This is a genomic window from Rathayibacter sp. AY1F2, assembly GCF_002930885.1.
In the GTDB taxonomy this organism is placed as follows: domain Bacteria; phylum Actinomycetota; class Actinomycetes; order Actinomycetales; family Microbacteriaceae; genus Rathayibacter.
This window is the reverse complement of record NZ_PSVG01000023.1, coordinates 24726-39115: the sequence shown is the minus strand read 5'-3', so window position 1 is coordinate 39115 and position 14390 is coordinate 24726. Positions and strand designations below refer to the sequence as shown.

The window sequence follows — 14390 nt, the reverse complement described above, 5'->3', positions numbered from 1 at the left end:
CGGAGGGCGCCGCCGCCCGGGGTCAGGAGGCGATGACGACGCGGTGCCCGTCGGGGAAGACGGCCACCTTCCGCCAGGTGTCGCCGGAGCGCTCCCAGCCCTCGTTGACCTGCCCGGCCGGAGGGGTCGGGATGGTCTCGGGGGCGCGGGCGATCGTGGTGTAGCCGGCCGCGCGCTCCACCCGGCCGCGGCCGAGCTCGAACGAGGTCAGGCGTCCGTCGTCGACGATCAGCGAGCCCTCGTCCACTCCCGCGGCGCCGCGCTCGATGAACGGGTTCACGAGGCGCGTCTGCGAGGAGTCGCTGCCCAGCACGATCGCCTTCTGCTGCGGGAAGCGGCCGAGGCTGAGCCCGTAGAAGCCGCCGAGGACGGTGAGGTTGCGCACCTCGAAGTCCGCTCCGCCGTTCGTCAGGCCGACGCCGAGGCAGTTCGCGCCCGAGGTCGGGAAGAAGTTCGGGTTCACGATCATGTGGCTCGTGCCGGCCTCGATCAGCACCTCCCAGCCGTCGCGGGAGCCCTCCGAGCGGAAGTTGATCAGGGTCAGGCCGGAGTTGACCGAGCGCCGGTTCTCGTTGCGGATCGACCGGAGGCCGACCGTGCCGCCGATGGCCTGGCAGTCGAGTAGCGTCATGTTCGTCGGCGCGAGGAGGAAGCCGCCGAGGCCGGGGCTGATCGCCTCGACGTTGGTCATCGAGCCGCCGATGGAGGCCTTGCCCGAGTCCTCCACGCCCCAGCCCGCGGGGGCGACGATCTTGATCTTGTTCCAGGAGTTGGCGTACGAGTACTCGTCGTCGACGCCCGACACGAAGGTGGCGCGCTCGCGGAAGATGCCCGACTTGCCGGTCTTCTGGATCCACAGGTTGCGGAACTCGCAGTTGACCAGCGAGCGCAGCGACATCCCGTGGCCGCCGGAGGGCGTGCCCGTCATCTCGAAGTCGGCGAGGACGACGCCGGTGGCCTTGTTGTTGTTGGCGGGACCGGCCGCGTCGCCGGTCTGGCCGGAGACGGTGAAGATGTCGCGGGTCGAGCCCTCGATCTGGACGATCCTCGTCTGGCGCATGCCGGCGCCGACGATCTTCGGCCCGGCGTAGCCGTAGGGCGGCCCGTTCTCGGGCTGCACCGGGTAGCCGCGGTAGTCGACCGCGAGGCCCGTCACCCGGATCTCGCCGGCGGGCAGCGACACCTCGCCGCCCGGAGCGGTCATCGCCTTGTCGATGGCCGCCTGCACCGCGCGGGTGTTGTCGGCGCCGGCGCGGTCGTCCCAGCGGAACTCCTTGTCGAGCGGTGAGATCGGCCCCTCGGTGACGCTCAGGCGCTTCTTCTGCCCGGGAGCGTCGGCCGGGGGCGCGGCGGCGGCCGGAGTGGCGGCGCCGACGGCCCCTGCCGCGCCGGCGAGGGCGGCGGCGCCCCCGGCGAGGAAGAGGCGGCGCGAGTTGTCGGGCCTGCGCTGCGGATCGTGCTCGGGCTGCTGATCGGGCTTGTGCTGCCGATCGGGCCTCGGGGAGGCCGTGGTCTGGTTGTCTGGGTCTGCGGGATTCATCATCGTCGACGTTCCGCCCTCTCTCGCCCCGGATGGGCGTACGGCGATCCTTCGTCATCGGTAGCCTGAGGTCAAGACGTAATACCTATTACCAGGATGAAGCGGGGGTGTCCGGGTGCCGCGGATCACGCAGAAGGACATCGCGCGTCTCGCGGGAGTCAGCCAGACGACGGTGTCGTTCGTGCTCAACGACAAGGGCGAGCAGCTCGCCCGGGTCCCGGAGGCGACGCGGGCGCGGATCCTCAAGGCGATCCAGGAGACGGGGTACGTCGCCGACCCCATCGCGCGCCGCCTCAAGCAGGTCGGCACCGGCATGATCGGCGTCTACACCTACGAGAGCCTGTTCCCGCTCGACCGCGAGGACTTCTTCCACCCGTTCCTCGCCGGCATCGAGGAGGAGGCGCAGAACCGCGACATCGACCTCCTCCTGCTGACCAGCGGTCGCGTCGGCGGCCGTCGCGGCGGCCTCAGCGGCGGCACCACCCGGCTGCGCCTGGCCGACTCCTGCATCCTCCTCGGGCAGCGCATGCCCCGCGAGGAGCTCGAGTTCGTCAACGCGAGCGGCTTCTCGTTCGTCAGCATCGGCCGCCGCGACGACGCCGGCGGGCCCGTGCCCTACGTGGCCGCCGACTACGCGTCGATCGTCCGCGAGCTGATCTCCTGCGCGCGCGCCCTCGGCCACACACGCTTCGCCTACGCCGGCCACGGCGAGGGCGTCGAGTCGTACACCGACCGCATGGCCGGCGCGCGGGCCGAGCTCGGCGACGGCTTCCTCCACCTCGTGCCGGGGCCGGAGGCGTCGCCGCGGGAGTGGATCCGCCGGATCGCCACCGAGGGCGTCACGGTCGTCCTCGCCGAGCAGGAGGAGCAGTTCGTCCTCCTGCAGGAGGCCGCCGAGGCCGAGGGGGTGGCGGTGCCGGGCGACCTGTCGCTGGTGTCGCTCTCCGGATCGGCCGACCGCACCGGCTGGCAGGCCGGCTTCGAGCTGCCCCGGCGCGACATGGGCCGCCGCGCCGTGCAGATCCTGATCGAGGGCGACCCCGCGCGACGGGAGCAGCAGCTCCTCCGCTGCACGCTCGTCGACGGCGCCTCCCTGGCCGCGGCCCCGGCCTGACCGCTCAGTCTGACCGGCCGGGCTCAGCCCGAGTGGTGGCGCCCGATCGGCAGCACCAGCGGCGTCCGCGAGACCGGGTCCTCGATCACGCGCGACTCCATCCCGAACACCGCGCGCACCGTCTCCGGCGTCACCACCTCGGCGGGCGTGCCCGAGGCGTACAGGGCTCCGTCGCGCACGGCGACGAGGTGGTCGGCGTAGCGGGCGGCGAGGTTGAGGTCGTGCAGCACGATCACGATGGTCGTCCCGCGCGAGCGGTTGAGGTCGGTGAGCAGGTCGAGCACCTCGACCTGGTGCGACACGTCGAGGTAGGTCGTCGGCTCGTCCAGGAGGAGCACGTCGGTCCGCTGGGCGAGGGCCATCGCGATCCACACCCGCTGGCGCTGCCCGCCCGAGAGCTCGTCCACGGGGCGGTCGGCGAGCTCGAGCGTGCCGGTGTCGCGCAGCGCCTCCTCGACGATCGCGTCGTCGTCCGATCCGGAGCCGCGGCCGAAGAGGCCCCGGTGCGGGTAGCGGCCCCGGGCGACCAGGTCCGAGACGGCGATCCCCTCCGGGGCGATCGGGGTCTGCGGCAGCAGCCCCACCTGCTGCGCGACCTGGCGCGTCGGGAGCCGGTGGATCGCGCGCCCGTCGAGCAGGACGCTCCCCGAGCGCGGGGTGATCAGCCGCGCCATCGCGCGCAGGAGCGTCGACTTGCCGCAGGCGTTCGCGCCGACGATCACCGTGATCCGGCCGGGCGGCACGGCGAGCGAGAGCCCGTCGACCACGACGCGCTCGTCGTAGGCGAGGGTGACCGCGTCGGCGGCGAGGGTGGGCGGGGCGTCGGTCACAGGGAGCCTCCGGAGCGGTTGCGGCGGGCGAGGAGCCAGAGCAGGAAGGGCGCGCCGAGGGCGCCGGTGACGACGCCGACCGGGAAGCGCGCGCCCGAGAACAGCGCGCCGACGACGTACTGGGCGAGCAGGTCGGCGGCGAGCACCACGACCGCGCCGACCAGGGCGGAGGGGATCAGCAGCGTGCGCGCGCTCGGCAGGATCCGCCGCGCGATCGGCCCCGAGACGAAGGCGACGAACGCGATCGGGCCGGTGGCGGCGGTCGCGACGGCCACGAGGCCGACTCCGACCGCGAGCAGGGCCAGCCGGCTGCGCCGCACGTCGAGCCCGAGCGCGGTCGCCGACTCGTCGCCGAGCTGCAGCACGCCGAGCCGGCCCGAGAGCAGCAGCGCCAGCGGCACCAGCACGAGCATCGTCAGCGCGAGCGGCGGGACGGAGGGCCAGGCGGCCGAGTTGAGGCTGCCGGTCAGCCAGCGCAGCGACTCCTGGACGTCCTCGAAGTCGGCGCGGGTCTGCACGTAGGCGATCACGCTCTGGAACATCGCCGCGACGCCGATGCCGATGAGGATCAGCCGCGCCCCGATCACTCCGCCGCCCTCGGCCAGTCCGGCGATGATCAGGGCGGTCGCGAGCCCGGCCGCGACCGCGATCACCGAGACCGCGCCGCCCGAGAGCCCGAAGAACGCGATCGCGACGACGGCCGCCGCGCTCGCCCCCGAGGTGATGCCGATGATGTCGGGGCTGGCGAGGGCGTTGCGCAGCATCGTCTGGAAGATCACGCCGCCCATCCCGAAGCCCACGCCCACCAGGACGGCCGTGATGGTGCGCGGCAGCCGCAGCGTGCCCACGGTGAAGGAGGCGCCCGGCACGGTCTCGCCGAGGATCACGCGGACGACCTCCGGCACCGAGTAGACCGTGCTGCCGACCGTGAGCGAGACGACGACGAGCGCCAGCACGAGCACCGCGAGGACCGCGCAGCCGATGACCGTGCGCCGACGGCGCAGCGTGCGGCCGGCCGCGATGCCGACCGCGGCGGGCGCCTCCGCGGTCCTCACAGCGCCCGCACCTTCGAGCGGCGCACGATCGCGATGAGCACCGGGGCGCCGATCAGCGCGGTCACGATGCCAACCTCGACGTCGCTCGGCCGGGCGACCACGCGGCCGACCACGTCGGCGACGAGCAGCAGCAGGGCGCCGAGCAGAGCGGAGGAGGGCAGCAGCCAGGCGTGCGCGGGGCCGGTGACGCGGCGGGCGAGGTGCGGGACGACCAGGCCGATGAATCCGATCGGTCCGGCGATCGCGGTCGCGGCGCCGCAGAGCAGCACGGCCGCGAGCCCCGCGACCAGGCGGATGCGCCCCACGCGCCGGCCGAGGCCGGTCGCCAGGTCGTCGCCGAGCGCCAGGGCGTCGAGCCCTCGCGCGCTGGAGAGGGCCAGCACCGCGCCGACCGCGAGGAACGGGAGGACCTGCAGGATGCTCGCGGTCTCGGCGCCGCCGACTCCGCCGACCTGCCAGAAGCGGAAGCGGTTCAGCGTGGTCTCCTGGGTGAGCAGGACCGCGCTGATGAGGGAGGTGAGCGCGGCGGCGGTGGCGGCTCCGGCGAGGGCGAGCTTCAGCGGAGTGGCGCCCTCGCGGCCGAGCGACGCGACCGCGTAGACGCACGCCCCGGCGGCGGCGGCTCCGAGGAACGCGAGCCAGATGAACTGCGGCAGGCTCGTCGCGCCGACCCCGGCGATCCCGAGCACGACCGCGAGCGAGGCGCCCGAGTTGAGGCCGAGGATGCCCGGATCGGCGAGCGGGTTGCGGGTCAGGCCCTGCATCACGGCTCCGGCGAGCCCGAGCGCGGCGCCGACCAGGATCGCGAGGACCGTCCGCGGCACCCGCCCCTGCACCGCCGCGTCGACGATGGACGCCGGATCGGGCGAGGTCAGCGCCGGCCAGATCTCGCCGAGCGGGATCTCGCGGGAGCCGTACACGAGCGAGAGGACCGAGGCGACGGCCAGCGCGACGAGGGCGACCGCCAGCGCGGTCGCCCTCGTCTTCCGGGTGGGTGCGGTGCGGGTCACGACACCTTGTCGGCGGCCTCGGCGAGGCCGGCGGTGTACTCGTCGAGCACCCACGGGATGCTGAGCAGGTTCGGCGACGAGGTGGCCATGGCGGCGGAGGAGCCGTCCTCCAGCACGTAGACGGAGCCGCGCTCGACGGCCGGGATCTTGGAGAGCAGCGGGTCGGCCTGCAGCGCGGCGAGGGTCGTGTCGTCGCCGTAGACGACGAGCACGTCGGCGTCGAGCTGGTCGGCGTTCTCGGAGCTGATCGTGCCGCTGAACGCCTCCGAGTCGCCGGAGAGCTCGGCGACGCTCGGGGCGACGTCGAGCCCCAGGTCCTCGACGAACTTCACGCGCGCGTCGTTCGGCGTGTAGTAGGTGAAGGTGCTCGCGTCGGTCGGGTCGTACCAGCCGTACATGAACGTGGTGCCCGCGAGCTGCGGGTAGGACGCGGTGGTCTGCGTGATGTCGCTCTCGATCTCGCCGACCTTCGCGACGGCCTCGTCCTCGAGGCCCAGCGCGGCGCCGTCGAGCTTCGCGGAGTCCTGCCAGGTCGTGCCCCAGGGCAGGCCCGGGTAGGCGACGGTGGGGGCGATCTGGCTGAGGGTGTCGTAGTCCTGCCGGGTGATGCCGGAGTAGGCCGAGAGGATCACGGTCGGGCTGAGGTCCGAGATCGCCTCGAAGGGCACGCCGTCGGTCTCGTCGAACAGGGTCGGGGTCTCGGCGCCGGAGGCGTCGAGCGCCTCCTTCGTCCACACCAGCAGGCCGTCGCCGTCCTCGTCGCCGTAGGAGGCGCGGGTGAAGCCGACCGGGGTCACGCCCAGCGCGAGCGCCACGTCCTGGTTGGTCCAGCTCGTCGCGACGACGCGGTCGGCCGACTCGACGGTGGTGCTGCCGAAGGCGTGGTCGACGGTGACGGGGAAGCCCTCGCCGCTCTCGGCGGCGCTGCTCTCGGACGTGCCCTCGGAGCCGGCGTCGGCTCCTCCCGAGCAGGCGGTGAGCAGCAGCGCGGCGAGGCCGAGCGAGGCGACGGCGGTCAGGCGGAGGGGGGTGCGAGTGGCGGGCACGGCGATCCTTCGAAGGGGGTGGTGGGGGTTGCGAAGGTTAACCTAACCTAACCGCCTGGACGGGGCCAGTGGCCGAGCGGATCAGCGGACGGCTCGCACAGCCACCACCGCACCCATCCGTCGTCTGCGGCCCGTGCCCGCCGCGGGGACGGGCCGCTGCTGACGGATCGATCGCGGGTGCGGCCCAGCGGGAGCATCGTTAGCGTGGAGGTCCGCGCCGATCGCCGGCGCCGAGGGGAGCCCCATGGATCAGACCGTCGAGATCGACGCCCGGGCGGAGGCCCTGCGCGCCGACCCCGAGAGCTTCGCGGCGATGGACGCGCTCTGGCGCAGCGTCTACGCCCTGCCGATGTGGTGCTTCATCGCGCGGGGGCCGGACGACGCGCCCACCCCCTTCGTCGGCGGCCTGGAGTCGGGGCCGATGGTCTTCGCCTTCACCACGGGGGAGCGCGCCCGCGCCGGGGCGCTGCACGCCGGCCTCTCCGACGAGGACGCGTCGCGCGTGCTGAAGGTGCCGATGCCGGCCGCGCTCGAGTGGATCGCGGCGATGGGGTCCTCCGGAGTCGCGGGAGTGGTCTTCGACCTGCCCCGCTTCGGGTACTTCGCGCCTCTCCAGAACCTGCTGCCGATGCGCGACTTCATGGCGGCGAACCCGCCGGCCTGAGCCCCGCCCCGTCGAGACCAGCGGATTCGCCGATACCAGCTGATCCGCCGGTTGTCGCCGCCCCGAACGGGTCACTGGACGACACCCGAGGATGGTGGGCCGGAGGCGCGCCCGTCCTCCGAGGACGAGGCCGGGAGACGCCGATGGGGAAGCTGCACTACGACGGATCGGTCGAGATCGACGTCGAGGACCGGGTGCTCGCCCACCTGCAGATCGTCCTCACCGCGAAGCTGCGCCGGGGGGAGTCGTGCCTGCTCACCTGGCGCGACGAGAACGGGATGAGCGACGGCCGCAGCGCGATCTGGCTGCACCCCTCGCACACGCTCCGCTACACCTACGCCGGCGGCCGCATGCCCCGCATCAACCCCGCCTGGATCTCGGCGCTCACCGATCTCGCGAACTCCGCCGGCGGCCTCCGCTTCGTCCCCGAGCCGCCGGAGCCCGTGCATCCCCCCGGCGGGAGCGCTCGCCGGTGACCGGCGTCCGGCCCCGTTCCCGGCCTCGGGCTCAGCAGCCGGAATCGGCGGCGTCCGCGTCCAGCGCCGCCGCGGTGCCGAGCGCGATCAGCGACTGATCCGTCGCGACCGCGACCCTCGGGAAGCCGAGCGCTCGCAGCAGCCCGGCGCGCTCGCGGTCGCCCGCGTAGGCCCCGGCACCCTTGCCCGCGCGCCGGGCCGCCGCGGCGATCCTCGGCAGCGGGTCGTCCGGTCCGTCCGCGGCGAGCAGGTCGGACAGGTCCCATCCGAGGCCGATCGCGAGGTCGAACGGGCCGACGAAGACTCCGCTCACGCCCGGCACCGCGAGGATCCGATCGACGGCGTCGAGGCCGGCCTGCGTCTCGATCATGACCCAGAGCGCGGTGCGCGCCTCGGCGGCCGACGGGGGAGCGGCGCCCCAGAGATCGGACATCGGACCCCAGCTGCGGCGGCCGAGCGGCGGGTAGTGCGCGGCGCGGACGGCCGCGAGCGCCTCCTCGACCGTCTCGATCATCGGGACGACCACGACGTCCGCTCCGGCGTCGAGCGCCCTGCCGATCAGCGCGTCGGAGAGCCCGGCGACCCGGACGCCGACGGGCGGCCTCCCGCTCACGGCGCCGAGCGCGCGCAGGGAGGCGAGGACCGCGGCGTCGTCGAACGCGCCGTGCTGCGCGTCCAGGCACAGCCACGCGGGCCCGCCGCGAGCGATCTGCGCGACCGTCAGCGGCTCCCCGAGCCGGCACCACACCCCGTCGGCCCGACCGTCTCCGAGAACCCGTTCCGCATCCACGGGTCCGATCCTCGCGCACGGGGCGCCGCCTAGGCGAGGACCGCCAGCACCGTCGACAGGATCCCGAGGACGACGCCCGCCCCGAGCAGGATCAGGCCGGTCAGGCGCAGCGCCCGCACCGCGTCGCTCCAGCGGTGCAGGCGGATGCGGTGCGGATCCTCCTCGCGGTAGTGCACCTCCCGCTGGTCCGACCGCGTCGGCGTCAGCGGGTCCCCGGCGGACAGCGGACGCGCTCGCACCTCGCCGGCCCGGGTCACCCAGTGCAGCGCGAGGGGCGGACCCTCCTCGAGGTAGGCGGTCGTCGTCAGCCAGCGTCCGTCGATCAGCGCCGCGACGAACGCGGCGAGCAGGAACAGCACGCCGAGGGGGAGGGTGACCAGCGAGAGGGCCTCGGAGATCGTCTCCAGCATGCAGCGTCCCTCCGACCGGATCCGGTGCTGAGCGTACCGAGTCGGCGGCCGGCGCGTCCGCAGTGGGACGCGCCCCGCCGCCGAGCCCGCGGGCCTCAGCTCCAGGCGACCTCGAGGTCGACGACGAACGTCACTCCGAAGCGGTCGCGCAGCATCCCGTAGAGGGGCGACCAGGCCGCCGGGGCCAGGGGCACGACGACCGCCGCCCCCTCCGAGAGGCCGTCCCAGAGGCGGTGCAGCTCGTCGGCGTCGGAGCCGCGCAGCGACACGAACACCGGGATCGTGCCCGGGTCGTAAGCCGTGTGCGCGGGGACGTCGTACGCCATGACGCGGAAGCCGGCCTCGGAGACGACCTGGCCCCACATCAGCTGGTCGGCCTCGTCGGGCGCGGTGACAGCGTTCGCGTCCGCGTAGGACATCGCGTCGACCCGGCCTCCCGTGACCGAGGCGTAGAACTCCAGTGCCTCGCGGGCCTGTCCGCGGAAGTTGAGGTGGGTCGTCGTGGTGATGCTCATGGTGCGCTCCTCGCAGTCGTGCCGGGTCGATCACCCGGTGCCCCGACGCTCCCAGGAGAAGAGGACGGTGACGGTCCTCTTCTCGGAATACCCTCGGGACGTGCCCACGACGACCGAGCGGCTCCTCCTGCTCCTCTCCCTCCTGCAGACCCGCCGCGACTGGCCGGGCGGAGTGCTCGCCGAGCGCCTGGGGATCGCGCCGCGCACGGTGCGTCGCGACGTCGACCGACTCCGCACGATGGGCTACCGGATCGACGCGGCGAAGGGCCCCGACGGCGGGTACCGGCTCGAGGCCGGCGCCGAGCTCCCGCCGCTGCTCTTCGACGACGAGCAGGTGCTCGCCCTCACCGCCGCCCTGCGCGCGCCGATCGCGGGGCTCGAGGAGGCGTCGGCCCGTGCGCTGGCGACGGTGCGGCAGGTCCTGCCCGCCCGGCTCCGGCCCCGAGCTGATGCGCTGCGCTTCACGGTCGCGGCGGCGCCGGCTCCCGCGGTCCCCTCGGAGCGGCTGGTCGCTGTCGCGGCGGCCGTCCGGGCCTCGGAGGTGCTCCGCTTCGCGCACGCGGAGGCGGTGCGCCGCGTCGAGCCCCACCACCTGGTCGCGCGTCAGGGCCGCTGGTACCTCATCGGCTTCGACCTCGACCGCGACGACTGGCGGGTGTTCCGCGTCGACCGGCTCGAGCCGCGCTCACCCCGCGGTGCCCGCTTCCGCCGCCGGGCGCTGCCGGTCCGGAGTCCCGCCGAGTTCCTGGAGGCGCGGTTCCGCGGCGGAGCGCCCGGGGAGGGGTGGCCGTGCCGCGGCTCGGTGGTGCTGGAGGCGCCCGCCGCCGAGGTCCTGCCCTACGCGGGCGACGGGGAGGTGGAGGACCTCGGCGACGCGGGCTGCCGACTCGCCCTCGGCGCCTGGTCGTGGGAGGCGCTCGCCGCGTCGTTCGGCCGGTTCGACGCTCCGATGGCCGGGGCCGAGCCGCCCGAGCTGGCCGCCGCGTTCCGCGTGCTCGCGGAGCGGTACGCCGCGGCGGGAGCCTGACCGGACCGCGGCGGCCGTCCTCCGCCGCTACTTCACCGAGTACCGGGCGCTCCCCGTGCTGCCGTCCGCCGTCGTGACCGTCAGCGTCCAGCAGGTGCCCCGCTTCGCGGGCACCGTCCACGCCTTCACGTAGCGGTTCGTCGCGGTGTCGTAGCGGAGGCGTCCGGTCAGGGTGGTCGTCGGCGCTCCGGTGAGGACGGCGCCGGCGGTGCAGGAGGTCTGCTTCTGCGTGACGCTGCGCACGTCGGCGAGGGCGGAGTGGCGGAACGTTCCCGCGGAGGACGTCGAGGTCACCTGGAACGTCATGCCGGTCGCGGCTCCGGCGGCCACGCTCTTCACCGAGGTGCTGAGCCCGCCGATCGTCCACGGGGTCACGGTGTAGGACGCGGTGAAGGTCGAGACGTTGCCCGCCCGGTCGGTCGCGGTCGCCCGGTACACGTGCGGACCGACGGAGCGGCCGCCGCCCGTGATCACGCAGTCGCCGGTGAGGCCCGAGAGCGCGTCGTCCGCGAGGCAGCGCGCCTCCGGGAGCACCGTGCCGTAGGGGTAGGACCCCTCGGGCCTCGACGTGAACGAGAGCCGCGGCTTCGTGGTGTCGATGGCGATGCCGCTGCGGGTCGTCGTGGCGCGGTTGCCCGCGTTGTCGACGGCGGTGCCGGTGACGCTCTGGCCGGGGCCCTCGCGCAGGATCCGCGCGGGGGTGCAGCTGCGGACCCCGGAGCCGCTGCCGTCGGCGCAGGAGAAGCCGACGGAGACGGGGGAGCGGAACCAGCCCGCGGCGTTCGGAGCCGTCGGCGCGGTCGTCGCGGCGATGGTGGGGACGCCGGTGTCGACGATCCGGTAGGTCGCGGCGGCGGTCGTGGTCAGTCCTCCGGGGTCGGTCCAGGTGCAGGTCGCCGTGCGGGTGCCGAGGCCGTTCACGAGCGTGCCGGTGACGACGGCCTCCTCGCTGAACGTTCCGCTCTCCGCATCCGTGATCGCGCAGGCGGCCCTCGGCTCCGAGCCCTTCTCGTAGGAGGCGCCGTCGGTGGCGGAGGCGACCGTCACGACGGGCGGGGTGTTCGCGGGGACCACGGTGACCGTGTGCGGCACGCCGGCCGTGGTGCCGTACGCGTTCCGCGCGCTCACCGTGAAGGTGGAGTCGCCTGCGGTGGTCGGCCTGCCCGAGACGACGCCCTCCGGCGAGAGGGTCACCCCCGCGGGAAGGGCGCCGGACGAGACCTCGAAGGTCGCGGCCGGGCCGGACGCCGTGAAGGTCGCGGAGTAGCGGGTCCCGGTCTTGACGAGCGTCTCGGCGGTGTCGGCGGTGAGGGTCGGCAGCGGGCCGATCGCGAAGGCGTGGTTGAAGCCGACCGCGATGCCGGTGGCGCCGGTGATCCCGGCCGGGACGTCCAGCTCCGTGTCGCCGTCGGGGTGAAGGGAGACGACGGTGCCGTCGGACGTCAGCAGGACGCTGAAGCCGATGCCGGCGGCGATCGCGGTGATGCCGCCGAGATCGGCGGGGACCCGCGGCAAGCCGGAGTCGGCGGGGTCGCCCCAGGTGACGACGGTGCCGTCCCGCTTCAGGGCGAGGCTGTGGGAGTAGCTGACCGAGACGGCGACGACGTCGCGGAGGCCTGCCGGGGCGGTGTACGCGCCCCTGTCGTCGCCGCCCCACGCCACGACCGTCCCGTCGGCGCGCAGCGCGAGGCTGTTCCAGCCGCCCGCGGCGATCGCGACCACTCCGGAGAGACCCGCCGGCACGTCGGTCGCTCCGAACTGATCGGAGCCCCAGGCCGCCACGGTCCCGTCGCCCCGCAGAGCGAGGGTGTGGTAGCTGCCCGCGGCGACGGCGGTCACGCCGCCGAGTCCGGCCGGGACGTCGGTCTGGCCCTGACGGTCGTCGCCCCACGCGACGACCGTCCCCTCCATCGTGAGGGCGATGCTGTGGAGGTACCCGGTCGAGATCGCGGTCACCTCGCGGAGCCCGGCCGGCACGTCCCGCTCGCCCTCCAGATCCGCTCCCCAGGCCTCGACCGTCCCGTCGGTGTGGAGCGCGAGGGTGTGGCTGTAGCTGCTCGCGACGTCCGTGAGGTCGGACATGCCCGCCGGCACGTCCCACTCCCCGTTGAGGTAGCGCCCCCAGGCGGCGACGCCGTTGGCGAGGTGGTCGTTCCCGACCGGCACCGGGTCCGGCTCGGCGGAGGCGAGGGGAGCCGCGGTGCCGGCGAGCAGCGCGACGGTCGCGGTCAGAGCGAGCAGAGTGCGGCGCAGACCCGCGGCGGTGCGGGCGGGGCGCGGAGAAGCGGGGTCGGTCACGGGCTCACGCTAGGGGCCGGCTCTCCTCCGCGGCGGGGGCGGGGGCGCCCTGTAGCGGACATGTCCTCTAGAGGGCGGAGCGCCGCTCCTCCAGGGCGGAGCCCGTCCCCTCCAGGGCGGAGCCTGGCCCCTTGAGGCCCGCGGCGGAAGGGCTTGCCCGGATCCGCGGCGGGGGATTGGCTGGAGGACAGGAGAGAGAGGTGTCACCATGACGCAGACCTTCCCCGCCTGGTTGCGGGATCAGCAGAAGAGGGACGACGAGGTCGGCCGCTTCGCGCAGGCCTTCGGCGGTCGCGACGACCTGCCCGAGCACGGCGGCCGCGCGATCTACGACGGCTACTTCGCCAGCGAGCCCGAGTCGGCGCAGGCCGATCTGGACCGCGCCTGGATGGAGTTCGAGGCGCACCCCGAGCCGTCCGCCACGTCCGACGAGCCGGAGGGACTCCGATGAGCGACCAGACCCCGAGCCCCGTCGAGGACCCGGACGACCAGTCCGACAAGCCGTCGCAGGCCGAGGGCGAGGACGAGCGCGACACCCCGCACGAGGTCCTGCCCGCCGAGGGCAAGCCCTCGAAGGCCGAGGGCTGAGCCGACGCACTGAGCCGACGCACTCCCCGGAGGGGCGAATCCTGCAGAGGGTGCGCCCCTCCGTCGCGTCAGCGCCCGGTGACCGCCAGCAGCTCGTGCGCCGCGGCGCTGTCCGGGTAGCGGGAGAGCACGCGCTCCAGATCGCGCCGAGCAGGAGCCGTGCGCCCGTCCGAGAGGAGCGTGCTCGCGCGCTCGAGCAGCGCCTCCGCCCGCAGCTCCACGGGACGCGCGCTGGTGACGGTCGGGCGCACCACGCGGTCGAACGCCTCGAGGGCGCCCTCGATCGGGCCGAGCTCGCGGAGAGCGACGCCGCGGCGGATGAGCACCGCGGCGGAGGCGGCGTCCACGTTCTCGACGGGCGCCGAGAACTCGGCCACGTCGCTCCAGCGGCGGCGGGCGGAGTAGAGGGAGGCGAGCGTCGACGCCGCGAGGGTCGACGGCTCCAGGGTCTCGACCGCCACGACAGCCGCGGTCGGATCCATCGGTGCTGCCAGCTCGGCGTAGAGCAGGCGCAGCGCCGGGGCGTCGAGCGGCACCTCCACGTCGAGGCCGCCGCTCAGCGGCAGGCGGACGGTCAGCGCGATCCCGTAGCGGCGGAGGAAGGAGTCGGCCGACGGGTCGTAGCGGATGCGCACCAGCCAGCCGGTGAGCCGCAGAGCGCGATCGTCGTCCGCGGAGTGCAGGGCGTCGCGGACGAGCTCGACGACGGCCGCGAGGCGCGAGCCCTCGGGGGAGCCGGTGGTCGCCTCGTGCAGGTCCTCCGCCGGCGCCCCGGCGCGCACGAGCCGGAGCAGGGGCGCCTCCCACGCCGGAGCGAGGGCGGAGGGGCGCACGAGACCCGGCCCGCCGGGCATGCTGAGCCAACCGGACAGCCGGGAGCGGTGGTCCTCGGGGGAGAGCGGGTCGCCGGCCGCCCGGAGCCGGGGGCGCGCGAGGGCACGGAGCTCACCGCTCCGCCGGAAGCCGACTGCCACGGCCGATCCCCCTCCGCGTGCGGCGGCGGCTGAGGACCGTCGATCCGCCGAGT

16 protein-coding genes are annotated in these 14390 nt (G+C 74.5%); 6 read left to right on the top strand and 10 right to left on the bottom strand.

Annotated elements, in window-relative coordinates; genetic code table 11:
- Window positions 1–22: 22 nt before the first annotated feature.
- Complete coding sequence (locus C5C54_RS14940) at window positions 23–1543, bottom strand: hypothetical protein (protein WP_104288675.1); 1521 nt, start codon at window positions 1541–1543, stop codon at window positions 23–25.
- Between the two features lie 112 nt (window positions 1544–1655).
- Here C5C54_RS14940 and C5C54_RS14935 point away from each other — a divergent pair, with 112 nt between their 5' ends.
- Window positions 1656–2654 (top strand): LacI family DNA-binding transcriptional regulator, encoded by a 999-nt coding sequence (locus tag C5C54_RS14935; RefSeq protein ID WP_104288674.1) that lies wholly within the window; start codon window positions 1656–1658, stop codon window positions 2652–2654.
- Window positions 2655–2677: 23 nt separating this feature from the next.
- Here C5C54_RS14935 and C5C54_RS14930 read toward each other — a convergent pair whose 3' ends face one another.
- The 4 genes from C5C54_RS14930 to C5C54_RS14915 are packed head-to-tail and all read right to left on the bottom strand — an operon-like array spanning window position 2678 to window position 6595.
- Complete coding sequence (locus C5C54_RS14930; RefSeq protein WP_104224308.1) at window positions 2678–3484, bottom strand: ABC transporter ATP-binding protein; 807 nt, start codon at window positions 3482–3484, stop codon at window positions 2678–2680.
- Window positions 3481–4539, bottom strand: coding sequence for an iron chelate uptake ABC transporter family permease subunit (locus C5C54_RS14925; RefSeq protein WP_104261585.1), 1059 nt, complete (start codon window positions 4537–4539; stop codon window positions 3481–3483). Before C5C54_RS14925 ends, C5C54_RS14930 begins: the two co-directional genes overlap by 4 nt.
- Window positions 4536–5549: an iron ABC transporter permease gene (locus tag C5C54_RS14920; protein ID WP_104288673.1), complete on the bottom strand. Its 1014-nt coding sequence runs from the start codon at window positions 5547–5549 to the stop codon at window positions 4536–4538. The genes C5C54_RS14925 and C5C54_RS14920 overlap by 4 nt, the downstream gene beginning before the upstream one ends.
- The gene (locus tag C5C54_RS14915; RefSeq protein ID WP_181127910.1) at window positions 5546–6595 is read right to left on the bottom strand and encodes an iron-siderophore ABC transporter substrate-binding protein; all 1050 of its coding nucleotides are present in this window, start codon (window positions 6593–6595) and stop codon (window positions 5546–5548) included. The genes C5C54_RS14920 and C5C54_RS14915 overlap by 4 nt, the downstream gene beginning before the upstream one ends.
- 244 nt (window positions 6596–6839) lie before the next feature.
- Here C5C54_RS14915 and C5C54_RS14910 point away from each other — a divergent pair, with 244 nt between their 5' ends.
- Both C5C54_RS14910 and C5C54_RS14905 read left to right on the top strand, forming a co-directional pair.
- Window positions 6840–7259 (top strand): hypothetical protein, encoded by a 420-nt coding sequence (locus C5C54_RS14910; RefSeq protein WP_104224305.1) that lies wholly within the window; start codon window positions 6840–6842, stop codon window positions 7257–7259.
- A 143-nt stretch (window positions 7260–7402) separates the two neighbouring features.
- Window positions 7403–7735 carry an ATP-dependent DNA ligase gene (locus tag C5C54_RS14905; RefSeq protein ID WP_104224304.1) on the top strand — a complete coding sequence of 111 codons (333 nt, stop codon included), beginning with the start codon at window positions 7403–7405 and terminating at the stop codon, window positions 7733–7735.
- A 31-nt stretch (window positions 7736–7766) separates the two neighbouring features.
- Here the strand turns inward: C5C54_RS14905 and C5C54_RS18060 are convergent, their stop codons facing one another.
- The 3 genes from C5C54_RS18060 to C5C54_RS14895 all read right to left on the bottom strand — a co-directional run bounded on the left by C5C54_RS18060 (window position 7767) and on the right by C5C54_RS14895 (window position 9450).
- On the bottom strand, window positions 7767–8525 hold the full coding sequence (locus C5C54_RS18060) for an HpcH/HpaI aldolase/citrate lyase family protein (RefSeq protein WP_181127909.1): 759 nt from the start codon (window positions 8523–8525) through the stop codon (window positions 7767–7769).
- A 29-nt stretch (window positions 8526–8554) separates the two neighbouring features.
- Entirely contained in the window at window positions 8555–8935 is a 381-nt protein-coding gene (locus C5C54_RS18055) for a hypothetical protein (protein ID WP_181127908.1), read from the bottom strand.
- 95 nt (window positions 8936–9030) lie between these two features.
- Window positions 9031–9450 (bottom strand): VOC family protein, encoded by a 420-nt coding sequence (locus tag C5C54_RS14895; RefSeq protein WP_104288671.1) that lies wholly within the window; start codon window positions 9448–9450, stop codon window positions 9031–9033.
- 100 nt (window positions 9451–9550) lie between these two features.
- On the opposite strand from C5C54_RS14895, the gene C5C54_RS14890 reads away from it, so the two are divergent.
- Window positions 9551–10477: a YafY family protein gene (locus C5C54_RS14890; protein ID WP_258063344.1), complete on the top strand. Its 927-nt coding sequence runs from the start codon at window positions 9551–9553 to the stop codon at window positions 10475–10477.
- A 27-nt stretch (window positions 10478–10504) separates the two neighbouring features.
- On the opposite strand, the gene C5C54_RS14885 is transcribed toward C5C54_RS14890, so the two are convergent.
- Window positions 10505–12775 (bottom strand): PxKF domain-containing protein, encoded by a 2271-nt coding sequence (locus C5C54_RS14885; RefSeq protein WP_104247746.1) that lies wholly within the window; start codon window positions 12773–12775, stop codon window positions 10505–10507.
- A gap of 208 nt (window positions 12776–12983) precedes the next feature.
- On the opposite strand from C5C54_RS14885, the gene C5C54_RS14880 reads away from it, so the two are divergent.
- Both C5C54_RS14880 and C5C54_RS18050 read left to right on the top strand, forming a co-directional pair.
- Complete coding sequence (locus C5C54_RS14880) at window positions 12984–13226, top strand: hypothetical protein (RefSeq protein ID WP_104227148.1); 243 nt, start codon at window positions 12984–12986, stop codon at window positions 13224–13226.
- The gene (locus tag C5C54_RS18050; protein ID WP_159940045.1) at window positions 13223–13363 is read left to right on the top strand and encodes a hypothetical protein; all 141 of its coding nucleotides are present in this window, start codon (window positions 13223–13225) and stop codon (window positions 13361–13363) included. Before C5C54_RS14880 ends, C5C54_RS18050 begins: the two co-directional genes overlap by 4 nt.
- A 68-nt stretch (window positions 13364–13431) precedes the next feature.
- Here C5C54_RS18050 and C5C54_RS14875 read toward each other — a convergent pair whose 3' ends face one another.
- Window positions 13432–14337 (bottom strand): tol-pal system YbgF family protein, encoded by a 906-nt coding sequence (locus C5C54_RS14875; protein WP_104288670.1) that lies wholly within the window; start codon window positions 14335–14337, stop codon window positions 13432–13434.
- Window positions 14338–14390 lie beyond the last annotated feature (53 nt).